This is a genomic window from Rhizobium sp. YTUHZ045 (assembly GCF_051124255.1).
Taxonomy (GTDB): Bacteria; Pseudomonadota; Alphaproteobacteria; order Rhizobiales; family Rhizobiaceae; genus Rhizobium.
The window spans coordinates 70,155-91,164 of the sequence record NZ_CP101436.1 but is presented as its reverse complement, the minus strand read 5'-3'; the positions used below and the strand labels follow the sequence as shown (position 1 = coordinate 91,164).

The 21,010-nt window shown below is 63.6% G+C and carries 17 protein-coding genes; 9 read left to right on the top strand and 8 right to left on the bottom strand.

Annotated elements, in window-relative coordinates:
- Nucleotides 1-12 precede the first annotated feature (12 nt).
- Nucleotides 13-780, bottom strand: coding sequence for an SDR family NAD(P)-dependent oxidoreductase (locus NMA58_RS31815; protein WP_434715205.1), 768 nt, complete (start codon nt 778-780; stop codon nt 13-15).
- An 83-nt stretch (nt 781-863) separates the two neighbouring features.
- Here NMA58_RS31815 and NMA58_RS31810 point away from each other — a divergent pair, with 83 nt between their 5' ends.
- From NMA58_RS31810 to NMA58_RS31785, 6 genes are all read left to right on the top strand, one after another.
- Entirely contained in the window at nt 864-1,940 is a 1,077-nt protein-coding gene (locus NMA58_RS31810) for an AraC family transcriptional regulator (RefSeq protein ID WP_434715204.1), read from the top strand.
- A gap of 143 nt (nt 1,941-2,083) precedes the next feature.
- Nucleotides 2,084-3,229 carry an isovaleryl-CoA dehydrogenase gene (locus NMA58_RS31805; RefSeq protein ID WP_434715203.1) on the top strand — a complete coding sequence of 382 codons (1,146 nt, stop codon included), beginning with the start codon at nt 2,084-2,086 and terminating at the stop codon, nt 3,227-3,229.
- Nucleotides 3,226-4,836, top strand: coding sequence for a carboxyl transferase domain-containing protein (locus NMA58_RS31800; protein ID WP_434715202.1), 1,611 nt, complete (start codon nt 3,226-3,228; stop codon nt 4,834-4,836). The genes NMA58_RS31805 and NMA58_RS31800 overlap by 4 nt, the downstream gene beginning before the upstream one ends.
- A gap of 8 nt (nt 4,837-4,844) precedes the next feature.
- Nucleotides 4,845-6,710: an acetyl/propionyl/methylcrotonyl-CoA carboxylase subunit alpha gene (locus NMA58_RS31795; RefSeq protein ID WP_434715201.1), complete on the top strand. Its 1,866-nt coding sequence runs from the start codon at nt 4,845-4,847 to the stop codon at nt 6,708-6,710.
- Nucleotides 6,710-7,162: a MaoC family dehydratase gene (locus NMA58_RS31790; RefSeq protein ID WP_434715200.1), complete on the top strand. Its 453-nt coding sequence runs from the start codon at nt 6,710-6,712 to the stop codon at nt 7,160-7,162. The genes NMA58_RS31795 and NMA58_RS31790 overlap by 1 nt, the downstream gene beginning before the upstream one ends.
- Nucleotides 7,159-7,995, top strand: a complete 837-nt coding sequence (locus NMA58_RS31785) for an HpcH/HpaI aldolase/citrate lyase family protein (RefSeq protein ID WP_434715199.1) — start codon at nt 7,159-7,161, stop codon at nt 7,993-7,995. Before NMA58_RS31790 ends, NMA58_RS31785 begins: the two co-directional genes overlap by 4 nt.
- 17 nt (nt 7,996-8,012) lie before the next feature.
- On the opposite strand, the gene NMA58_RS31780 is transcribed toward NMA58_RS31785, so the two are convergent.
- The 3 genes from NMA58_RS31780 to NMA58_RS31770 all read right to left on the bottom strand — a co-directional run bounded on the left by NMA58_RS31780 (nt 8,013) and on the right by NMA58_RS31770 (nt 11,514).
- The gene (locus NMA58_RS31780; protein ID WP_430960122.1) at nt 8,013-9,464 is read right to left on the bottom strand and encodes an efflux transporter outer membrane subunit; all 1,452 of its coding nucleotides are present in this window, start codon (nt 9,462-9,464) and stop codon (nt 8,013-8,015) included.
- A gap of 101 nt (nt 9,465-9,565) precedes the next feature.
- On the bottom strand, nt 9,566-10,825 hold the full coding sequence (locus NMA58_RS31775; RefSeq protein WP_434715198.1) for a HAMP domain-containing sensor histidine kinase: 1,260 nt from the start codon (nt 10,823-10,825) through the stop codon (nt 9,566-9,568).
- A 2-nt stretch (nt 10,826-10,827) separates the two neighbouring features.
- Nucleotides 10,828-11,514, bottom strand: coding sequence for a response regulator (locus NMA58_RS31770; protein ID WP_434715197.1), 687 nt, complete (start codon nt 11,512-11,514; stop codon nt 10,828-10,830).
- A 230-nt stretch (nt 11,515-11,744) separates the two neighbouring features.
- On the opposite strand from NMA58_RS31770, the gene NMA58_RS31765 reads away from it, so the two are divergent.
- Nucleotides 11,745-12,818 carry an efflux RND transporter periplasmic adaptor subunit gene (locus tag NMA58_RS31765; protein ID WP_434715196.1) on the top strand — a complete coding sequence of 358 codons (1,074 nt, stop codon included), beginning with the start codon at nt 11,745-11,747 and terminating at the stop codon, nt 12,816-12,818.
- Nucleotides 12,818-15,970, top strand: coding sequence for an efflux RND transporter permease subunit (locus tag NMA58_RS31760; RefSeq protein WP_434715195.1), 3,153 nt, complete (start codon nt 12,818-12,820; stop codon nt 15,968-15,970). The genes NMA58_RS31765 and NMA58_RS31760 overlap by 1 nt, the downstream gene beginning before the upstream one ends.
- Nucleotides 15,971-16,107: 137 nt before the next feature.
- Here NMA58_RS31760 and NMA58_RS31755 read toward each other — a convergent pair whose 3' ends face one another.
- Entirely contained in the window at nt 16,108-16,272 is a 165-nt protein-coding gene (locus NMA58_RS31755) for a hypothetical protein (protein WP_434715194.1), read from the bottom strand.
- Nucleotides 16,273-16,426: 154 nt separating this feature from the next.
- Between NMA58_RS31755 and NMA58_RS31750 the strand changes: the two genes are divergently transcribed.
- Nucleotides 16,427-16,957, top strand: a complete 531-nt coding sequence (locus NMA58_RS31750) for a c-type cytochrome (RefSeq protein ID WP_434715193.1) — start codon at nt 16,427-16,429, stop codon at nt 16,955-16,957.
- Between the two features lie 18 nt (nt 16,958-16,975).
- On the opposite strand, the gene NMA58_RS31745 is transcribed toward NMA58_RS31750, so the two are convergent.
- The 3 genes from NMA58_RS31745 to NMA58_RS31735 form a co-directional block, all read right to left on the bottom strand.
- A complete protein-coding gene (locus tag NMA58_RS31745) occupies nt 16,976-17,695 on the bottom strand; it encodes a ribonuclease activity regulator RraA (protein WP_434715192.1) in 720 nt (239 codons plus the stop codon).
- Nucleotides 17,696-17,705: 10 nt separating this feature from the next.
- Complete coding sequence (gene araD, locus NMA58_RS31740; RefSeq protein WP_434715191.1) at nt 17,706-19,448, bottom strand: L-arabinonate dehydratase; 1,743 nt, start codon at nt 19,446-19,448, stop codon at nt 17,706-17,708.
- Nucleotides 19,449-19,593: 145 nt separating this feature from the next.
- Nucleotides 19,594-21,009, bottom strand: a complete 1,416-nt coding sequence (locus tag NMA58_RS31735) for a mandelate racemase (protein WP_434715190.1) — start codon at nt 21,007-21,009, stop codon at nt 19,594-19,596.
- Nucleotide 21,010: the final 1 nt, after the last annotated feature.

Sequence of the window (21,010 nt, the reverse complement as noted above, 5' to 3'; positions counted from 1 at the left end):
CGGGCGACGCGCTCAGCGCGCGCCCATCCGCAATGCGCCGTCGAGGCGGATGACCTCGCCGTTCAGCATGTTGTTTTCAAAGATATGGCACACCAGTCCGGCAAATTCCGGTGGCCGGCCGAGCCGCGGCGGAAAAGGCACGCTCTGGCCGAGAGCTCCCTGAACCTCGTCCGGCATGCCTGCGATCATCGGCGTCTCGAAGATGCCGGGCGCAATCGACACGACGCGGATGCCGTGACGGGCGAGCTCGCGGGCGATCGGCAAGGTCATCGCCGCCACTCCGCCCTTGGAGGCGGCATAGGCGGCCTGGCCGATCTGACCGTCGAAGGCGGCGACCGAAGCCGTATTGACGATCACGCCGCGTTCGCCTTCAGCGTCCGGCTCCGCATTCTGGATCGCCGCGGCGGCAAGCCGGATCATGTTGAACGTGCCGATCAGATTGATGCTGATGGTGCGTACGAAACTCTCCAGGCGGTGCGGCCCGTCGCGGCCGACCACCTTTTCGGCCGGCGCCACGCCAGCGCAATTGACCAGCCCGCGCAGGCTACCGAAGGCTTCGAGCGCCGCGGCGACCACCGCAGCTCCCGCCTCGCCGTCGGTCACGTCAGCCTCGACGAAGCGGGCGTCTCTGCCGAATTCCCGAGCCATCCCCTCTCCCGCCTCGACATTGAGATCGGCAATCATCACGCGCCCGCCGGCCTCGACGAGCATGCGCGCTGTCGCGGCACCGAGCCCGGAACCGCCTCCGGTCACGATGAAACTTGCTCCACGGATAAGCATGAATCTCTTCTCCTCGCCGCCGGTCCATCTCCTCCAAATAGCGCCGGCAGGCAGAATTCTATTCGCTCTACCTATTGCAAGCGATGACAGAATTGCTCCATTATTTCGGCCAGTTTTGCCATAGCGGGGTTGAGATGGCCGAGATTGAGCGACGCATGATCGCACCGGGCTTCGTCGAGGAGGCGCTCGACAGCCTGCGGCGGCTCGGCAAGCCGACGGCGCCAATTCTTGCGCGGGTCGGCCTGCCGCCGGTCGTCGATCAGCCGGTTTCTGCCGAGACCTATGGGGCGCTCTGGCTGGCAATCGCCGCCGAACTCGACGACGAGTTCTTCGGCATGGGCGGCCGGCCGATGCGCAGCGGCAGCTTCACGCTGCTCTGCCACTGCGTGCTGCACGCGCCGACGCTGGCTCAGGCGCTGCGCCGGGCGCTGCGCTTCCTCGATGTCGTGCTCGACGATCCCAAGGGGCGGCTCGTCATTCGAGATGGACTCGCCGAGATCGAGCTCAGGGATTCGGGCAGTCCGCGCTCGGCCTTCGCCTACCGCACCTATTGGATCATCGTGCACGGCATCACCTGCTGGCTGGTCGGCCGGCGCATCCCGATCCGCCTCGTCGATTTTCGTTGCGCGGAGCCGAGACAAGGTGCCGATTACCGGCTTTTCTTCGGCGCGCCCGTTCGCTTCTCCCAACCAATCAGCCGCGTTGGCTTCGACAGCGCCATGCTTGACCTGCCGATTTCACGCACCGAACAGGCGCTGAAACAGTTCCTGCGTGGCGCACCTGCCAATATTCTCGTTCGCTATCGCTATGACGCCGGCATCGCCGCAGCCGTTCGCCGGCGCTTGGGCCAGGCAACGCCGGCTCTCTGGTCGAGCTTCGCCGCACTTGCCGCCGACATGCGCATGCCGCCTTCGACGCTGCGCCACCGCCTGCACGACGAGGGACAAAGCTATGCCGCCATCAAGGACGAGATCCGCCGGGACCTCGCGGTCGAACTGCTGCTGAACACGTCGAAAACGATCGGCGAAATCGCCGTGCAACTCGGCTATTCCGAACCCAGCGCCTTCTTTCGCGCTTTCCGGAAATGGATGGGCAAAAGCCCCGAGTCTTTGCGAAGGGAGGAATCAGAGCACTCAACTTGGGTCAGTCGAACCGCTTGACCAAACCTCATGGCTCATCGTCACAGCCTTCGCCACGTGCCAACTGCTGTGGGTTCGGCGATGAGAGTGCATTCGGTGGCATCATTCAACGACACTTTGAACCTGCCGCAACCCGCGCTACATATCTCAGCGGGAGGAGTGCCATGTTTGATTTTTCGCTCGGCGAAACCGCGGATGCGATCCGCGAAACGACGGCGCGATTTGCCGCCGATCATATTGCTCCGCTCGCTGCGGAGATTGACGAAAGCAACACCTTTCCACGTCAACTCTGGCCTCGGATGGGCGCAATCGGCCTGCATGGCATCACCGTCGAAGAAGAGTTCGGCGGCGCCGGTCTCGGTTATCTCGAGCATGTCGTCGCCATGGAGGAGGTCTCGCGCGCCTCGGCCTCGGTGGGCCTGAGCTACGGCGCCCATTCCAATCTCTGCGTCAACCAGATCCGCCGCTGGGCGTCGCCGGAGCAGAAGCGCCGTCATCTGCCGAAGCTGATCTCGGGCGAGCATGTCGGCTCACTTGCCATGTCGGAAGTGGGCTCCGGTTCCGATGTCGTCTCCATGCGGTTGCGCGCCGAGAAAAAGGGCGACCGCTATATTCTGAACGGCACCAAATTCTGGATCACCAACGCGCCGCATGCCGACGTGCTTGTCGTCTATGCCAAGACCGATCCGGCGGCCGGCCAAAAAGGCATTTCCGCCTTCATCATCGAAAAAGGCCTGACCGGCTTCAGCGTCTCCAAGAAGCTCTCGAAGCTCGGCATGCGCGGCAGCGATACGGCCGAACTGGTCTTTGAGGATTGCGAAGTGCCGGCCGAGGCGCTGATGGGCCGGGAGGGAGAAGGCGTGAAAATCCTGATGTCCGGCCTCGATTACGAACGCGCCGTGCTTGCCGGCGGCCCGCTCGGCATCATGCAGGCCTGCCTCGATGTCGTGCTGCCCTATGTGCGGGAGCGCAAGCAGTTCGGCAAGGCAATCGGCGATTTCCAGCTAATGCAGGGCAAGATCGCCGACATGTATGTCGCGCTGAATTCGGCGCGCGCCTATGTCTATTCCGTGGCACGGGCCTGCGATGCCGGCCGCGCGACGCGCACCGACGCGGCCGCCGCGATCCTTTTTGCCAGCGAGAACGCCGTGAAGGTGTCGCTGGAAGCGATTCAGGCGCTTGGCGGCGCCGGCTATACCAAGGAATGGCCGGTCGAGCGCTTCCTGCGCGACGCCAAGCTCTACGATATCGGCGCCGGCACCAATGAGATCCGTCGCTACCTGATCGGGCGGGAGCTCATCGCATCATGACGGTGATTTCGACTGCGATCGATCGCGACAGCGAAAGCTTCAAAGCCAATACCGCCAAGAACAAGGCCCTCATCGATGAGCTCTACGAACGCTCGGCGAAAGCGCGCGAGGGCGGATCGCAGGCGGCGCGCGAGCGCCACACCGGCAAGGGCAAGCTCCTGCCGCGCGACCGCATTCAGCTCCTGCTCGATGCCGGCAGCCCTTTCCTGGAGATCGGCACGCTGGCGGCGAACGGCATGTATGGTGACGAGGCGCCGGGTGCCGGCATCATATCGGGCATCGGCCGGGTTTCCGGCCGCGAGGTGATGATCGTTGCCAATGACGCGACGGTGAAGGGCGGGGCCTATTTCCCGATGACGGTCAAGAAACATCTCAGGGCGCAGGAGATCGCGCTGCAGAACCGGCTGCCCTGCCTCTATCTGGTCGATAGCGGCGGCGCCAATCTTCCGCATCAGGCCGAGGTCTTCCCCGACCGCGACCATTTCGGCGCGATCTTCTACAATCAGGCGCAGATGTCGGCCGAAGGCATTCCGCAGATCGCCTGCGTCATGGGAAGCTGCACGGCCGGCGGCGCCTACGTGCCCGCCATGTCTGATGAAACGGTGATCGTGCGCAATCAGGGCACGATCTTTCTCGCCGGCCCGCCGCTGGTCAAAGCCGCCACCGGCGAGATCATCTCGGCCGAGGAGCTCGGCGGCGCCGAGACGCATGGCCGCCGCTCCGGCGTCGTCGATCATGTCGCCGAGAACGACGAACATGCGCTGCTTCTGGTGCGAGACATCGTCGCCAGCCTCAACAGCGTCAAATCGGTCGATATCGACATCCAGCCTCCGCGGTCGCCGAAACTCGATGTGGACGACCTCCTTGGCCTCATACCCGAGGACGTGCGCTCGCCTTATGACGTGCGCGAGGTGATCGGCCGGATCGTCGACGGCTCGGAACTGCACGAGTTCAAGCCGCTCTATGGCGCCACGCTGGTCTGCGGCTTCGCCCGCATCTGGGGCATGCCGGTCGCCGTCATCGCCAACAATGGCGTGCTCTTTTCCGAAAGCGCGCTGAAGGGTGCGCATTTCATCGAGCTCGCCTGCCAACGCCGCGTGCCGCTGCTGTTCCTGCAGAATATTTCCGGTTTCATGGTCGGCGGCCGCTATGAAGCCGGCGGCATCGCCAAGGACGGGGCAAAGCTGGTGACGGCGGTTGCGACAGCGACCGTGCCGAAGGTCACCGTCATCATCGGCGGCAGTTTCGGCGCCGGCAATTACGGCATGTGCGGCCGCGCCTATCGCCCGCGTTTCCTCTTCACCTGGCAGAATAGCCGCATCAGCGTCATGGGCGGCGAACAGGCGGCTTCGGTGCTCGCCACCATTCGCCGCGACGCGCTGGAGGCGCGCGGAGAGAATTGGTCTGTCGATGAAGAGGAGGCCTTCAAGGCGCCGATCCGCGCCGGCTATGAGGCGGAAGGCAATCCCTATTATGCCACCGCCCGCCTCTGGGACGACGGCATCATCGATCCCAGCCAGACGCGGGACGTGCTGGGCCTTGCTTTCTCCGCCTGCCTGAATGCGCCGATTCCGAAAGGGCCGCGCTTCGGCCTGTTCCGGATGTGAGGCGCGCCATGATGGAGAGCCTTCTCATCGCCAACCGGGGTGAAATCGCCCGCCGCATCATCCGCACGGCAAAGACTGCCGGCATCCGTACGATCGCCGTCTATTCCGAGGCCGATGCCGGCCTGCCCTTCGTCAGAGAAGCCGACGAGGCGATCGCCATCGGGCCGCCGTCGGCCCGCGAAAGCTATCTGTCAGAGGCACGCATCCTCGAAGCCGCCCGCAAAACCGGCGCGGCCGCGATCCATCCGGGCTACGGTTTCCTATCGGAAAATGCCGAATTTGCCGAAGCGGTCGAGAAGGCCGGCATGGTCTGGGTCGGCGCGCCGGCGGCCGCAATCCGGGCGATGGGACTGAAGGACGCCGCCAAGCAATTGATGCAGGCAGCCGGCGTGCCGGTCACGCCCGGTTATCTCGGTCCGGACCAGAGCGAAGCAAGGCTTGCGGCCGAGGCCGATGCCATCGGCTACCCCGTCCTCATCAAGGCGGTTGCCGGCGGCGGCGGCAAGGGCATGCGCCGCGTCGACCGCCCGCAGGATTTCGCCGATCTTCTCGCCTCCTGCCGCCGCGAAGCCGCCGCTGCCTTCGGCGATGATCGCGTTCTCATCGAACGCTTTATCGCCAACCCGCGTCATATCGAGGTGCAGATCTTCGCTGACCAGCATGGCAACTGCGTCCACCTCTTCGAGCGCGACTGCTCGCTGCAGCGCCGCCATCAGAAGGTCATCGAGGAGGCCCCTGCTCCCGGGCTCGATGCCGCCGCGCGCACGGCGATCTGCGATGCGGCAGTGAAGGCCGCAAGAGCGGTGAACTATGTCGGCGCCGGCACGATCGAATTCATCGCCGATGCTTCGCAAGGCCTGCGTCCGGATCGTATCTGGTTCATGGAGATGAACACGCGCTTGCAGGTGGAACATCCCGTCACTGAAGCCATAACAGGTGAGGATCTGGTGCTCTGGCAGCTGAAGGTCGCAACCGGCGAGCCGCTGCCGAAGAGCCAGGACGAGATCGCCATGAAGGGCTGGGCATTCGAGGCACGGCTCTATGCCGAAAATCCAGCCGCCGGCTACCTGCCCTCGACCGGAAGGCTCGAACATCTGAAACTTCCGGAGGCGGTCCGCGTCGACAGCGGCGTCGAGCAGGGCGATGAGATCACCTCCTTCTACGATCCGATGATCGCTAAGATCATCGCGCATGGGCCGAACCGCGAGGCCGCGCTGTCGAAGCTCGCCGCGGCCTGTGCCGGCATCGAGATCTGGCCGGTCAGATCCAATGCCGGCCTTATCGCCCGCGTCGCCGCCGACCCGGATTTTCGCGCCGCCCGGATCGATACCGGCTTCCTCGACCGCCACGATAAAAGCCTTGTGGCGACGGAGCCGGATGAGATGGCAATCGACAAAGCGGCAACGGCACTTTCGAAGGCCGCGAACGAGGATCCCTGGTCGATGCTGACCGGTTTTCGCATCGCCGGGCCAGGCGACGGCCGCGTGCGGGTGCGCATCGACGGCCGCCTCCACTGGGGGCGCGTGCGCCCCGGCCTTGAGGCGAATGCCGTCGAGGTCGACGCGAAGACCGTGCTTTTCGACGCCGGCAATGCCTGGACGATCGGCCTGCCCCATGCGGGCGAAGTCGAGGCGAGCCAGGGTTCGGGCGACGGCGCCATCCTTTCGCCCATGCCCGGTCTCGTCATATCGGTCGATGTCGCCGAAGGCGACACTGTTGCCAAGGGGGATCGCCTGCTGACGGTCGAGGCGATGAAGATGGAACACGCGCTGCGCGCGCCCTTCGATGGCATCGTTGGCAAATTGCAGGTTTCCACGGGCTCCCGGGTATCGGAAAACCAGCTTGTTGTCACCGTCATGAAGGGAGAGGCGTGATGGCCGGGCGCTATTTCGACGAATGGACGGTCGGCGAGCACATCGCCCATGATATCCGCCGCACGGTCACCGAGACCGATAATCTGCTGTTCACCACGCTTTCCCACAATCCGCAGCCGCTGCATCTCGACGCGGATTATGCCGCCGCCACCGAGTTCGGCCGGATCGTCGTCAACGGCACCTTCACCTTTGCGCTGACCGTCGGCCTTTCGGTCGGCGACACTACGCTCGGCACGCTCGTCGCCAATCTCGGCTATGACAAGGTGACGATGCCGAAGCCGGTCTTCATCGGCGATACGCTGCGGGTTGAAACCGAGGTGACGGAACTGCGCCGCTCAAACTCCCGCCCCGATGCTGGCATCGTCACTTTCCGGCATGTCACGTTGAACCAGCGTGACGAGATCGTCTGCCAGTGCCTGCGCACGGCAATGCTGAAGGTCAAACCGTCATGAGGCTGCGCTCGCTGCTCTTCGTGCCCGGCGACCGGCCGGAGCGCTTCGAGAAAGCGCTCGCCTCCGGCGCCGATGCTGTCATTCTCGATCTGGAAGATTCGGTTGCGCCCCCAAACAAGCCGCGAGCCCGGGAAGCCGTGCACAATTTCACCCTGCGCCATGCCGGCGAGGCCGCTCTGCTGATCCGCGTCAATCCGCTGACCTCCCCCGAATTCGAAGCCGATCTTGCCTCTCTGAACGGCCTTCATCCTTTCGCCGTCATGCTGCCGAAGGCCGAGGGTGCCGCTTCCGTGCTGACGCTCGCAGGCGCTCTCGCCTCCACCATTCCCATTCTGCCGATCGCGACAGAAACGCCGTCGGCGATCTTCGAGATCGGTAGCTACCGCGACGTCTCGGCGAACCTTTGCGGCCTGACCTGGGGCGCCGAGGACCTGCCGGCCGCGATCGGGGCTTCGACCGCGCGACGGACGGACGGACGTTATACGCCGCCTTACGAGCTTGCCCGCTCGCTCACGCTGTTCGCAGCCCATGCCGCCGCCGTTCCTGCAATCGAAACCGTCTATCCCGATTTTCACGATCTCAGCGGCCTCAGGGCGTACCTCGGGCGCGCCCGGCGCGACGGCTTTTCCGCTATGATGGCCATTCATCCAAGCCAGGTCGAAGCGATCAATCACGCCTTCACACCTGACGCCTCCGAGATCACCTGGGCCGAGAAGGTCGCCGCCGCCTTTGCCGCCAGACCGGATGCCGGCGTCATCCAGCTTGACGGACGCATGCTTGACCTGCCGCATCTCAAACTTGCGCTGCGCATTCTGGAAAGCGCCGGACGATAGGCCAACCTTCCAGATAATCAACCCGACTTTGCCGTTTGCCTGGAGGCGGCCTGCTCCGGCTCGAGGTAACCGGCGCCGATGGCGACATAGAGGTCCACATAATCCTTCGCGACCTGCTGCACGGTGGCAGCGAGGCTTTCCTGAGCATCTGAGACCGACCGCTGCGCGTCCAGAACGTCGAGCAGCGACGAGGCGCCATCCTTGTAGCTCGTGGTCGAAAGCGCCAGCGATTCCTGCGCGGTCTGCACCTGCCTGCGCAACGGTCCCAGCGTCTGCGTATCGTGGCGGACGGCTGCAAGCGCATTCTCGACCTCTTCGACCCCGTTCAGCACCGCCGCCTTCCACGCCAGATATTGGGTTCTGGCATCTGATTTCTCTATGTCGACATTGGCCCGCAACTTGCCGCCATCGAAAATCGGCAGGTTGAGCGTCGGTCCGAACGACCAGCTGGTCAGGCTTGCGCCGCTGGCGCCCGAGGATTTCACCCAGGTCGGCGAAATCGAGCCGGAGAGCGAGATCGACGGGTAGAGCTGGGCTTCGGCTGCACCGATATCGCCCACAGCCGCCGCAAGCTCGCGTTCGGCCTTTCTTATATCGGGACGGTTGCGAATGAGATCGGCCGGAATGCCGGCACGAATGTCGCCGCGGAACACCGGCTGGCCTGTATTCTTGCGCAGTTCGTCCGTCAGCGAAGCCGCCGGCATTCCGAGCAGAGTGGCAATGTGATGGGCCGATTCGGTGAAGTTCTGTTCGAGGTCGGGTATGTCGGACTTTGTCGATTGTACCAGGCCCTCGGCCTGGACGACGTCGAGCCGGGAGGCCGCACCGGCTTTCAGCTGTAGCTGTGTGAGTTCATAAGTCTGCTGGCGGGATTTCAAACTCGCCTCTGAAAGCGCGATCCGCTCCTGATAATAGCGGGCGTCGATATAGCTCTCGACCAGGTCTTTCAGGAAGGTGAGCTTTGCATTGTCGGCCGTCGCATAAGCGGCCCCCAGCGAGGCGATGGCGCTCTCTTTCGAACGACGGTACTGGCCGAAGACGTCGAGCAGCCAGGAAAAGCTGGCATCGCCGCCTGACGTGTTAGTAGTGCCGACCGTGGTGCGCAGCCGCCCCTTCTCGCCGGACAGGGTATGCGACCCGTCGACCGTCAGGCTCGGCAGGGCGCCTGCACCGGCGACCGTGACGTTGGCGGAAGCGGAGTTGATGCTTTCGAGCGCCTGCAGCACATCGAGGTTCTCGCTGAGGCCGTGAGTGACCAACCCATCGAGCTTCTTGTCGCGATAGGCCGTCCACCACTCGGCAGTCACGACATCGCCGTTGCTCTTATTACTCCCCGCTTCGAATTTGGCGGGAAGCGGCATCTCAGGGGGAACGTGATCCGGGCCGCTGACGCAGCCTATCAGCAGCAGTGGGAATGTGGATGCGGCGTAGCGGAGGGATGATAGCCTTCTGCGAAGCGACGTACTCACTGGCGAGCCTTCTGAACCGGGATTGTGGGTTCAGGCTTAGCGAGGCCAGCGTTAATGGCGGTTAAGAAACTGTAAAGTTAGGTAAAACCCGGCAGAGGGGATCAGCGCTTTCGGGGAAGCTCCAGTGTGATCGCCAGCCCCCCCGCCTCCGGCAATGACGCATGCACACGCCCGCCGTGGCGTTCGATGGCCTGTCTAGTGATGGCGAGACCAAGACCGTATCCGCCTCTCGGCACCGCCTCTTTCCCGCGAGAGAACGGCTGGAAGATCCGCTCGAGCTCATCCCGTTTGACGCCCGGCCCCCGATCCGTGACGCAGATTTTGAGGCGGTCGTCTGCTGTCTCGCAGGACACGGAGATGAACGAATGCTCGGCCGTGTATTTGACCGCGTTACGAACGACGTTTTCCAGCGCCCGGTAGATCAGCTCACCTTCGACCTCGGCCCGGAAGACGCCCTCGACGCTCGTCGTGATCGAGACCTCCCGTGCCTGGGCTTCGAAGGCCGCATCGCCGAGAATTTCGTTCAGCAGCTCGATGACATCTACGATCTGCGTCTTCAGCGGCAGGCCGGATCCCGCCGTCAGCCTGGCAAGCGTCAGAACTTCGCCCACCAGTGCATCGAGCCGTTCGACCTCCCGGTCCATCCGGTCCAGCATGGCGCCGAGTTTGGCCGGGCTTTGCCGGAGCACGCCGACGGCGGCCTGCAGCCGGGACAAAGGCGAACGCAGTTCATGAGAAACGTCGTGAAACAATCTCTGCTGCGCGTCCTGAAGTTCCTGAAGCCGTGCGGCGCTCGAATCGAAGTCATGGGCAAGCGCTGTCACCTCGTCCTTCCGGCCGGCCATCTTTTCGCCGATGCGGAAGTCGAAGCGGCCATGCGCAAGCGCGCTCAAGCCATCGCGCAAATGCACCACGGGGCGGATGAGGTATCGTGCCAGTGCACAGGCGGATATCGTGCTGGAGATCAGGATCGTGAGCCACGGCATGAACGGGCCAAAATTTTCGAAGGTGAAAGTGGGAAGGGCTGGCAGGAATATCCGATAGCAGATCCCCTCCTTCACAACGGATCGCGTATCAGCCGCCTTCGGATCCGAACAGGCATCGGGTTTTGCGGTTTTGGAGATGGTCAGACCGTGCGGCAGCGTCTCTTCACTTGAACGCACGAAATATGCTGCCGCTTCCTCGCCGTCCCTCGCAAGCACATTTGCGGTTAGGTTCAACGCGATCGACCGTCGCTCCTGTTCCAGTTCCCGCGCAAAAGGAACGCCTTGGAGAAGGTTTACGAGCAGGATGATCACGCCGACGGTCGTGGTCAGCGTCAGCCAGATGATCGCGAAGAACTTCCAGAAAAGCCGGGGCATGGTCAATCCACGAGAAGTTGATAGCCCTGACCGCGAACGGACTGGATCCAGGATTGTCCGTCCTCCCTCAGTCCGAGCTTCTGGCGAACGCTGCTGATATGGACGTCGATCCGGCGATCGAACGGGGTAAGCGGCTTGCCGAAGGCGCGCTTGGAAATATCCTGCTTCGACACCAGCTGGCCGGCGCTGCGGGCGAGAACTTCGAGCAGGCTGAACTCCGTGCCGGTCAGCTCCAAAGCTTCGCCGTGCCATTCGGCGCTTCTGCTGCCGGAATGGATCACGAGCCCTCCTGCCCTCACCGTATCAGTCGACAGGCCGGCGGGCGGCTGGCCCGCGCGTCGTAGGATGGCGCGCAGCCTCGCGGCGAGTTCACCCGGCGAACATGGCTTCGGCACATAATCGTCGGCGCCGAGATTGAGACCGGATATCCTGTCCACATCGTCGCCTCTGGCCGTCAGCATCAGAACGGGGACCTGGCTGAGCTTCCGGATTCTTTGGAGAACTTCGATCCCGTTCATTCGGGGCATCATGATGTCGAGCACGATGATGTCGACCGTATTGCCGGCCGCCGCAGCAATGGCGGCGCGGCCATCCGTGTCCGTTACGACATCATATCCTTCCTCGACCAGATACTCCTGCAGAAGTGTCGTCAACTCCGCATCGTCGTCGATCAGGAGAACCTTGTTCATGCGCGTTATCCGTTATCAGTCCGGCAAGCCATACAGCACAATCGCGCTCATGCGGGTAAGTTTTACTCAACTTAACACTAACTTGACCGCACTTAACGTTCGCCCCGTTACATACCTGCCATGACATCGTCGCGCGCTGAAAGCCCGGTTGCCTTGCATGAGCGGCAATCCTTCAGTCGATTGCGCCGATCGGGAAAGGCACCGATGCCTTGACCACAAGGAGTGCATCGTTGAGAAAACCGTCCAGACTATTCGCGGCCGCCGTCGTTGCGGCCGTACTCGTCTCCCCCCTTCGCAGTCCCATGGCGCAACAGGCTGCGGCAACCGCCCTCACCGTCTCTCTGACCACGCCAGCGCAACGGAACTGGCCCGAGACCGTTCCGGCGAGCGGCTGGCTGAAACCATGGCAGGAAGCCGTCATCGCCTCCGAGACGAGCGGCCTGCGCATAACCGATGTGCTGGTCGATGTCGGATCCGTGGTCACGAAGGGCCAGACGCTCGTCCGGCTTTCCCAGGAGAGTGTGCTCGCCGATCTCCGCAAGCAAGAGGCCGCCGTCGCGACCGCCAAGGCAAGCCTTTCAAAGGCCAAAGCCAATGCCGAGCGGGCGCGGCAGCTCCAGCCCTCAGGGGCACTCTCCGACGAGAAGATCGTCGAATATCTCGCCGACGAGCAGACGGCGACGGCAAGTCTTGCGTCAGAAGAGGCCGCGCTCGACAGCGAAAAGATCAAGCTTGCGCAGACGACCATTGCGGCCGTCGATGACGGCCTCATCACCTCGCGTTCCGCCGACCTCGGCGCCGTCGTCTCCGCCGGCACCGAATTGTTTCGCATGGTTCGCCAGCAGCGGATCGAGTGGCAGGCCGAGGTTTCCTCGCGTTACCTCCCGCGCATTTCGGAAGGCTTGAGCGTCAAGGTCAACGGGCCTGAAGGCAACGCCATTGAAGGCAAGGTGAGACTTGTCGGGCCCTCTGTCAGCACCGATACCAGTCGAGCAATCGTCTATGTCACGCTGCCGGCCGACGGCCGTCCGCGCACTGGCCTTTACGTCACGGGCGACATCGAGCTCCAGACCTCTCCCGCGCTGACCGTTCCCGAGACCGCAATCGTGTTCCGCGACGGGATCAGTTACGTCTTCACAGCAAGCGAGGATCAGCGGGTACAAAGGGTTCGGGTGGAAACCGGCCGCCGCAACAATGGCGAGGTGGAAATCGTCTCCGGCATAGACCGGACGTCGAAGGTGGTGACCTCGGGCGGCGCATTCCTCTCGGACAATGACCTCGTGAAGATTGCGGAGAAAAACTGATGAACTTCTCGGCATGGTCGATCCGCAACCCCGTTCCGGCAATCTTGCTGTTTGCGATGCTGACGGTCGGTGGGCTCTTGGCCTTCAAGACCCTGGCGGTCCAGAACTTCCCCGATATGGACCTTCCGACGATCAGCGTCACGGCGACGCTCGACGGCGCAGCGCCGACACAGCTCGAAACCGAGGTCGCCCGCACCATCGAGGATAGTTTAGCTTCGCTCAGCTATCTCGACCATATCACCACGACGATCACCGACGGCACCGTCTCGATCAAGGTTTCCTTCGAGCTGGAGAAAAACAGCGAAGCGGCGCTCAACGAAGTCCGCAACGCCGTCGACAGCGTCAAGGGTGATCTTCCCGCGCAGATGGAGACGCCAAGCGTCACCAAGGTCACAGTCCAGAGCTCCGCGCTGGTCACCTATGCCGTCCGCTCTACTGCTCTCAACGAAACCGAGCTTTCCTGGTTTGTCGATAATGATCTGACCAAGGCGCTGCTGTCGGTGCCCGGCGTCGGACAGGTCAACCGCATCGGCGGGATCGACCGCGAAGTTCATGTCGATCTCGATCCCGCGACGATGGCGTCGCTCGGTGTCACCGCGGCGACCGTGTCGTCGCAGCTGAAAGCGGTGCAGGCGGATACGTCGGGCGGCCTTGGCGAAATCGGCGGCACCCGTCAAACCCTGCGCACGCTCGGCGCTCTTCCATCGGTCGAGGCACTGAAAGCGCTGAGAATTCCGCTGGCCAACGGCCAGCAGGTCCGCCTCGACGACGTCGCATCGGTGACGGACAGTTTCGCGGAGCGGTCCTCGATGGCTTATCTCGACGGCAAACCGGTGATCGCGGTCGAGATCAAGCGCTCGAACGGCTTTTCGGACAGCGGCGTCGCCGGCGATGTCGACAAGGCGATCAAGCAGTTCGCCGCCAAACATTCCAATGTCCAGATCGACGAAGCCTACAGCACGATCGGGCCGATTATCGACAACTACGATGGTTCGATGCACATGCTGTACGAGGGGGCGATCCTGGCGATCATCGTCGTCTGGCTCTTCCTTCGCGACTGGCGCGCGACGATCCTGTCGGCCGTGGCACTGCCCTTGTCTGTCATTCCCACCTTCCTCATCATGTACTTTGCCGACTTCAGCCTGAATGTCATCACGCTGCTGGCGCTTTCGCTGGTGGTCGGCATCCTCGTCGACGACGCCATCGTCGAGATCGAGAATATCGCCCGCCACCTGCAGATGGGCAAGCGACCGATCGATGCCGCCCTCGAAGCCGCCAACGAGATCGGGCTTGCCGTCATCGCAACCACCTTCACTCTGGTCGCCGTCTTCCTGCCGACCGCCTTCATGAGCGGTATTCCGGGACTTCTGTTCCGCCAGTTCGGGGTCACGGCCGCCGTCGCCGTTCTCGCCTCGCTCGTCGTTGCCCGCCTGCTTACGCCGATGATGGCGGCCTATTTCATGAAGGCCGCCCCTCCGACGGAGGAAAAGGATGGGCACATCATGCGCGCCTATCTGGCAATCGTGAAAGCTGCCATGAATCGCCGGAAGACCACCGTGGCCGTAACCGCCATTGTCGTCGCGGTTTCTCTCTCCACCATTCCGCTGCTGAAATCCGGCTTCCTGCCGGCCTCCGACGACGCGCGGACCCAAATCACGCTCACCATGCAGCCAGGCGCCACCATCGAGCAGACCGACGCCACGACCAGGAAAGCCGCCGATATTGTCGGCAAGCTCACGGACATCACCCGTGTCTTCTCCTCGGTCGGCTCCACATCTTCGGGCGGCGGCGGCCCCGATGCCAGCACCACGAGCAGCGTCAATTCCGCCACGATCGTCGCCGTGCTGACGCCGATCGGCGAGCGCGACCGCAAGCAGTCGGAAATCGAAAACGACATCCGGCAGGCTCTGTCAGTGCTCCCTGGCGTCCGCGTCGCCGTCGGCGGCGGTGCCAACGGCACGAAGCTGGAGATCACCCTTGCCAGTGACGATCCCAATGCCCTCGACAGCGCAAGCACGCCGCTCGAGGAGCAACTCCGCACGCTCAAAGGCATCGGAGCTGTGACATCGACCGCGGCAAGGCAGGCGCCGGAGATCCAGATCACCCCCGACTTCGCGCGCGCGGCCGCGCTCGGGGTGACGTCGAGCGCCATTGCCGAGGCCGCGCGCGTGGCGACGAACGGCGAATATTCCGCCAGCCTCCCAAAGCTCAACCTGCCGCAGCGCCAGGTGCCGATCGTCGTCCGCTTCAGCCCGGAGTCGCGCACCAGCCTTGACGATATCAAGAACATGCGAGTGGCGGGCACGAATGGCAGTGTCGATCTCGGATCGATCGCCGATATCCGCATCGGCGGCAGCCCCTCCGAAATCGACCGGATCGACCGGATGCGCAATGTCACCGTATCGGTCGAACTCAATGGCCGCATCCTCGGCGACGTCAACCGCGAGGCACAGGCGCTTCCGGCGCTCCAGCATCTGCCCTCGGGCGTCACACTTGTCGAGCAGGGCGAACTTCAGCGCAGCTCGGAGCTGTTCCAGAGCTTCGCGCTGGCCATGGCGATCGGCGTGTTCTGCATCTACGCGGTCCTCGTCCTGCTCTTCCATGATTTCCTGCAGCCGCTCACCCTGCTGATGGCTCTGCCGCTCTCGCTCGGCGGCGCGCTCGTGCCGCTGGTGATGACCGGGACCAGCTTCTCGCTGGCCGCCGTCATCGGGCTGCTCATGCTGATGGGCGTGGTGACGAAGAACTCGATCCTGCTGATCGAATATGCGATCATGTCGCGCCGCCAGGGCATGTCCAGGTTCGATGCCCTCGTGGATGCCTGCCACAAGCGCGCCCGGCCGATCGTCATGACCACCATCGCCATGGCTTGCGGTATGCTTCCGGTCGCTCTCAGCCTGACCGGCGGCGATTCGAGCTTCCGGCAGCCGATGGCGATCGTGGTAATCGGCGGCGTGATGATGTCGACGCTGCTCAGCCTCGTCGTCATCCCAGTCATCTTCACCTTCGTCGACGACCTGGACGAGGCGCTCAAGCGTCTTTTCCGTCAAGCCAAACCGGAAACCACCGACCGCGAACCGCAGGCCTCCAACGATTACGCGGCAATCACCTTCAAAACCGAGCAATCGCGGCGAGGACAAGGTCAGCGATGATCGCCTTCCGGCGAGCGATCGGCCGGATCGTCCCACGCCCGCTGTGGGCGAGGCTCGGTGAATCTTGATGGCAACCTCTTCGGTCGAGTTCCCTCCCCCGGAACAAGACCGCGGGACGTGTTCCCCCGCAGGCGGCATCATGCCGCCTGCGCGTCCTGCCATGCGTTCGACAACGGCTCCATCGCTTCGAAATCGGGCAAGGTGCCGCTGGTGGCCGACCGCCCCCGAGCGAAGCGACAACAATCCGGCTGTCGCGGATTGAATAGCAGCTGCCGCGCCGCCCCGTGCTCGCGAAAATTCATGGAGGCCTGCTTCGTCGCGGCCCTTTTTTACTGCTGGCCTGGCGGCCTGCGCCGCGTACCATTCTATTAATTCGAAGTGGCTAATATATCGAACAACTTCATCATGATATTCACTCCTTTTCGGCTGCGAGCGGCTGTAAACACGGAGGGTAAAATGTTTCGATTGAGCGTTCGGCTCGCATTTATAGCCGCTTGTGCGTTGGAGCTACCGTTGAGCATGGCAGCAGCGGCCGATGATCCGCAGATTGCGCGCGGCGAATATCTCGTCACGGTCGGCGGGTGCAACGACTGCCACACACCGGGATATTTCTTCGGAAAGCCGGACACTGCGCGTTTTCTCGGTGGATCGGATGTTGGCTTTGAGATCCCGGGCGAGGGCGTTTTTGTCGGCCGCAACATTACGCCTGACAAGGAGACCGGCATCGGGAGCTGGACCAGGGAACAGATTGTGACTGCCCTTCAGTCCGGGCAGCGGCCGGACGGTCGCATCCTGGCGCCAATCATGCCATGGCATGCATTCGCGCAGCTCACCGACGAGGACGTGACGTCAATCGCAGCGTACCTTCAAAGCTTGAAACCAGTAACTAATCAGGTCCCCGGACCTTTCAAGCCGGGGGAGAAGGTTTCAACCTTTTTGTTCCGGATCTTGCCGCCGGGTGAAACCGCAGCCAGCGCGCCAAACTAGAGGTGACGGATGCCGGACTCACCGACCGTGCTTGGCGCGCCAGGCGGCGAATTCCTCGAGATTGCGCGGCTGCGTCGGCGGATAGAGACCGATGATTGACTGGCCGGCCAGCACGCGCTCGGTGACGAAGTCTTCATAGGCGGTCATTTCCACGGCTTCCTCGGCGACCTCGTCGGCGAGTTCGGCCGGAATGACGATCACCGCTTCGTCGTCGCCGACCATGATATCGCCGGGCCAGACCGCCACGTCGCCGCAACCGATCGGCACATTGATGTCGAGCGCCTGGTGCAGTGTCAGGTTTGTCGGCGCCGACGGGCGGTTATGATAGGCGGGGATCGCCAGGCCGCCGATCTCTGGGCTGTCGCGGAAGCCGCCATCGGTGACGACACCGGCCACGCCGCGCACCATCAGCCGCGTGACGAGAATTGAGCCGGCGGACGCAGCGCGGGGATTCTTGCGGCTGTCCATCACCAGCACGGCGCCCGGCGGGCAGCTTTCGACGCAGGCGCGCTGCGGGTGTTCCGGATTGCGGAAAACCTCGAGCTTGTTCAGGTCTTCGCGCGCCGGAATATAGCGCAGCGTGTAGGCAGGGCCGACCATATTGCGGCCTTTGCGGGCGACCGGCTGCACATCCTGGATGGTCTGGTTACGCAGGCCGCGCTTGAAGAGCGCCGTGCTGATGGTGGCGACGCTGACCCGCATGAGTTTGTCGCGCGTGCTGTCCGAAAGTGTCGTCATGCATGTCCTCCTAGAAAATGTCCGGTTCTCCTGCTGCCGCTCCGAATTCGGGCAGCAGATAATCGAAATCGCAGCCCTTATCGGCCTGGCTGACATGGGAGGCGTACATCCAGCCGTAGCCGCGGCCGAAACGATCCGCCGGCTTCATCCAGGCGGCGCGGCGCCGGATCAGCTCTGCCTCATCGACGAGCATATCCAGCCGGCGGTTCGGAATATCGATCCTGACGATGTCGCCGTTGCGCAGCAGGGCAAGCGGGCCGCCGACATGGGCTTCGGGCGCCACATGCAGCACGCAGGCGCCATAGCTGGTGCCGCTCATGCGCGCATCCGACAGCCGCAGCATGTCGCGATGTCCTTGCTTCAGCAGCGCCTTGGGCATCGGCAGCATGCCCCATTCCGGCATCCCGGGGCCGCCGAGCGGCCCGGCATTGCGCAACACCATCACATGATCAGGCGTCACATCGAGCGTCTCGTCCTCGACCGCCGCCTTCATGTCGGGGTAACTGTCGAAGACCAGGGCCGGGCCCTGATGGACGTGGAAGCGCGGGTCGCAGGCCACCGGCTTGATCACCGCGCCATCGGGCGCCAGATTTCCCTTGAGCACGGCAAGCGAGCCCTCCGGATAGATCGGGTTGGAAAGCGGCCGGATCACGTCGTCATTATAGATCTTCGCATCGGCCAGCGCCGCCCCCAGCGTTTCCCCCGAAACCGTCAATGCGTCGAGATCGAGCCGCTCGCGGATCTGCGACATCAGCGCCAGAAGACCGCCGGCATAGTAGAAATCCTCCATCAGATAGGTCTTGCCGGACGGACGGACATTGGCGACGACCGGGGTGACGCGGCCAAGTGCGTCGAGATCGTCGAGTGTCAGCGCGACCCCGCCCCTGCGCGCCATGGCCAGGAGGTGGATGACGGCATTGGTCGAACAGCCCGTCGCCATGGCGACCGTCGCGGCATTGCGAATGGCCGCCGGGGTGACGACCCGGTCAGGCGTCAGATCTTCCCAGACCATCTCGACGATCCGCCGGCCGGTCTGGGCCGACATGCGGATATGATTGGCATCGGGCGCGGGAATGGAAGAGACCCCCGTCAGCGTCAGCCCCATCGCATCGGCAATCGCGGTCATCGTCGAAGCGGTGCCCATTGTCATGCAATGGCCGTAGGAACGCGCGATTCCGGCTTCGATGCCGGCCCATTGCTTGTCCGATATCGTTCCCGCGCGCCGCTCATCCCAGTATTTCCAGGCGTCCGAACCGGAACCGAGCTGCTGGCCTGCATAATGGCCCCGCAGCATCGGACCCGCCGGCAGGTAGATCATCGGCACGCCCGCGCTAAGCGCCCCCATGATGAGCCCAGGCGTGGTCTTGTCGCATCCTCCCATCAGCACCACGCCATCGACAGGATGGGCGCGGATCTGCTCTTCGGTCTCCATCGCCAGGAGGTTGCGGTAAAGCATGGTCGTGGGCTTCATGAAGTTTTCCGACAGCGCCAGCGCCGGCATCTCCACCGGAAAGCCGCCCGCCTGCAGCACGCCACGTTTCACGTCTTCGACGCGATGCTTGAAATGGGCGTGGCAGGGATTGAGGTCCGACCAGGTGGACAGGATGCCGATCAGCGGCTTGCCGGCCCAGTCGCCGGCATCATAACCCATCTGCATCAGACGCGAACGATGGCCGAAGCCGCGCAGGTCCTCGGATGCGAACCAGCGGGCTGACCGCAATTCCCCCGGCGCCTTACTGATTTTCAACGACATGCCGACATGCCTCCGTCTGCGTAAAGTCCGTGACCATTGATGTGCCTCGAAGCCTTCGAGGCCAGAAAGATACAGGCACCCGTCAATTCCTCAAGCCTGCCCGGCGGCCGGCCGAGGTACGCCGGCTGCTGAACCTCGGCGGATGTCATGACAGCGGCCTCATCGCCTCGAAATCCGGCAAGGCGCCGCTGGCATAGCCGACCGCATCCAGCGAACCGATGTCGATCCGGCCGTCGCGGATCGACAGAAGCGGGCCGTCGGCGCCGTGCTCGTAGAGATCCGGGTGGGCCGCGGCGAAGAGCGCCTTCTCCACCGGTGTCGCGCCCTGCATGCCGGCAACGTAGTGATGGCCGTTGCGCTCGACATGGGAGAGGCCGAGCAGCGAGGCCAGTGCCAGATCCTGCTGCACGGCAAGCCCGGCCTGGCAGGTCAGATCCTCGCCCGAAAGGAACAGCCCCGGCACGCTACCCGCCTTGATGCGGATCTCCTTCATGAGCGAGCGGTAAATGCCCTTGCAGGTTTTCGAGGAGACGCCGGTATAGCCGAGCGCCCGGGCGCGGGCGAAGGCATCGTCGCCATCGTCGCTCTCATCGATCAGGAAGGGCAATCGCGCCGCCAGATCCCCCAGAGGGGTATCCATCGTGATCTCCCGCGAGAACGGCTGTTCGACAAAGGCGATGGCCGCACGCAGCCTCGCCAGTTCCGGTATTGAATCCGTCCGCGCCAGCAAGGCGGCGAACTGCTCGGCCGCACCGAACTGTTCGTTGCCGTCGACCGTCACCCGATAATCGGGCAGGCGGTCCAAGACGGCGGCAATGCGCGCCAGGCGGTCGATATCGGCGTCGACCGCGCCCGACAGCTTGATCTTGAACCAGCGGTTGCCATAGCGCGCTATCACGGCCTCGAGGCTTTGCGGCAGGCCGTCGCCAACCGGATCGACGATATCGCCATCGGTGATCGGGTCGACAAGCCCGATCGTATGCCGCGCCGAGATCGAGCGGCCAGCACGAAGACCGGCGAGCGCGGCGGAGGCGGCATCCGCGCCGATATCGCCTGGCAGCATCGGGCCGCCGATGCCGACAAGATTGCCGCGCACCGCATCGAAGAAGGAAATGCCGGCAAGGCGGCAATAGGCATCCAGCGCGGCGCGGGCGATCAGCGAAGGACCGAAGCCGGCCGCCAACGGGTTTACGGGCAGGCGCCGCACCGTCTCCATATCGTTCAGACGGGCGGCGGCAAACAATGTCTCCGGCGCGGACGCTTCGAGCGAGGCAGCGGCCGCAACACGGATCGAACCGCGCAACTGATCGACATTCTGCGCCGGCGTCAGCGCCGGGTTTTTGTCGAACCATTTCGGCACCATCATTTCGGCGGCAGCGCCGACGGCCGTCTTTCCCCTCTCATCCTCCACGCGCACCCTGAGAAAGGCCTGCGGCGCCTTTTTAAGGGTCGCCGCACCGAAACGGAACGGCAGACGCAGGCTGATGTCGCGCTCGAAGGCGTCGATCTCGACAATTCTGATGCGCGGCGCCGTTAGGGAAGCTCCGATGCTTCTGTCCATG

Excerpts from the sequence above, each read along its gene's own strand:
- NMA58_RS31785 (WP_434715199.1), top strand. The coding sequence starts at position 7,159 with ATGAGGCTGCGCTCGCTGCTCTTCGTGCCCGGCGACCGGCCGGAGCGC.
- araD (WP_434715191.1), bottom strand. The coding sequence starts at position 19,448 with ATGTCGTTGAAAATCAGTAAGGCGCCGGGGGAATTGCGGTCAGCCCGC.
- NMA58_RS31800 (WP_434715202.1), top strand. The coding sequence starts at position 3,226 with ATGACGGTGATTTCGACTGCGATCGATCGCGACAGCGAAAGCTTCAAA.
- NMA58_RS31760 (WP_434715195.1), top strand. The coding sequence starts at position 12,818 with ATGAACTTCTCGGCATGGTCGATCCGCAACCCCGTTCCGGCAATCTTG.
- NMA58_RS31815 (WP_434715205.1), bottom strand. The coding sequence starts at position 780 with ATGCTTATCCGTGGAGCAAGTTTCATCGTGACCGGAGGCGGTTCCGGG.
- NMA58_RS31770 (WP_434715197.1), bottom strand. The coding sequence starts at position 11,514 with ATGAACAAGGTTCTCCTGATCGACGACGATGCGGAGTTGACGACACTT.
- NMA58_RS31745 (WP_434715192.1), bottom strand. The coding sequence starts at position 17,695 with ATGACGACACTTTCGGACAGCACGCGCGACAAACTCATGCGGGTCAGC.
- NMA58_RS31810 (WP_434715204.1), top strand. The coding sequence starts at position 864 with ATGACAGAATTGCTCCATTATTTCGGCCAGTTTTGCCATAGCGGGGTT.
- NMA58_RS31750 (WP_434715193.1), top strand. The coding sequence starts at position 16,427 with ATGTTTCGATTGAGCGTTCGGCTCGCATTTATAGCCGCTTGTGCGTTG.
- NMA58_RS31755 (WP_434715194.1), bottom strand. The coding sequence starts at position 16,272 with ATGAATTTTCGCGAGCACGGGGCGGCGCGGCAGCTGCTATTCAATCCG.
- NMA58_RS31795 (WP_434715201.1), top strand. The coding sequence starts at position 4,845 with ATGATGGAGAGCCTTCTCATCGCCAACCGGGGTGAAATCGCCCGCCGC.
- NMA58_RS31735 (WP_434715190.1), bottom strand. The coding sequence starts at position 21,009 with ATGGACAGAAGCATCGGAGCTTCCCTAACGGCGCCGCGCATCAGAATT.
- NMA58_RS31775 (WP_434715198.1), bottom strand. The coding sequence starts at position 10,825 with ATGCCCCGGCTTTTCTGGAAGTTCTTCGCGATCATCTGGCTGACGCTG.
- NMA58_RS31790 (WP_434715200.1), top strand. The coding sequence starts at position 6,710 with ATGGCCGGGCGCTATTTCGACGAATGGACGGTCGGCGAGCACATCGCC.
- NMA58_RS31805 (WP_434715203.1), top strand. The coding sequence starts at position 2,084 with ATGTTTGATTTTTCGCTCGGCGAAACCGCGGATGCGATCCGCGAAACG.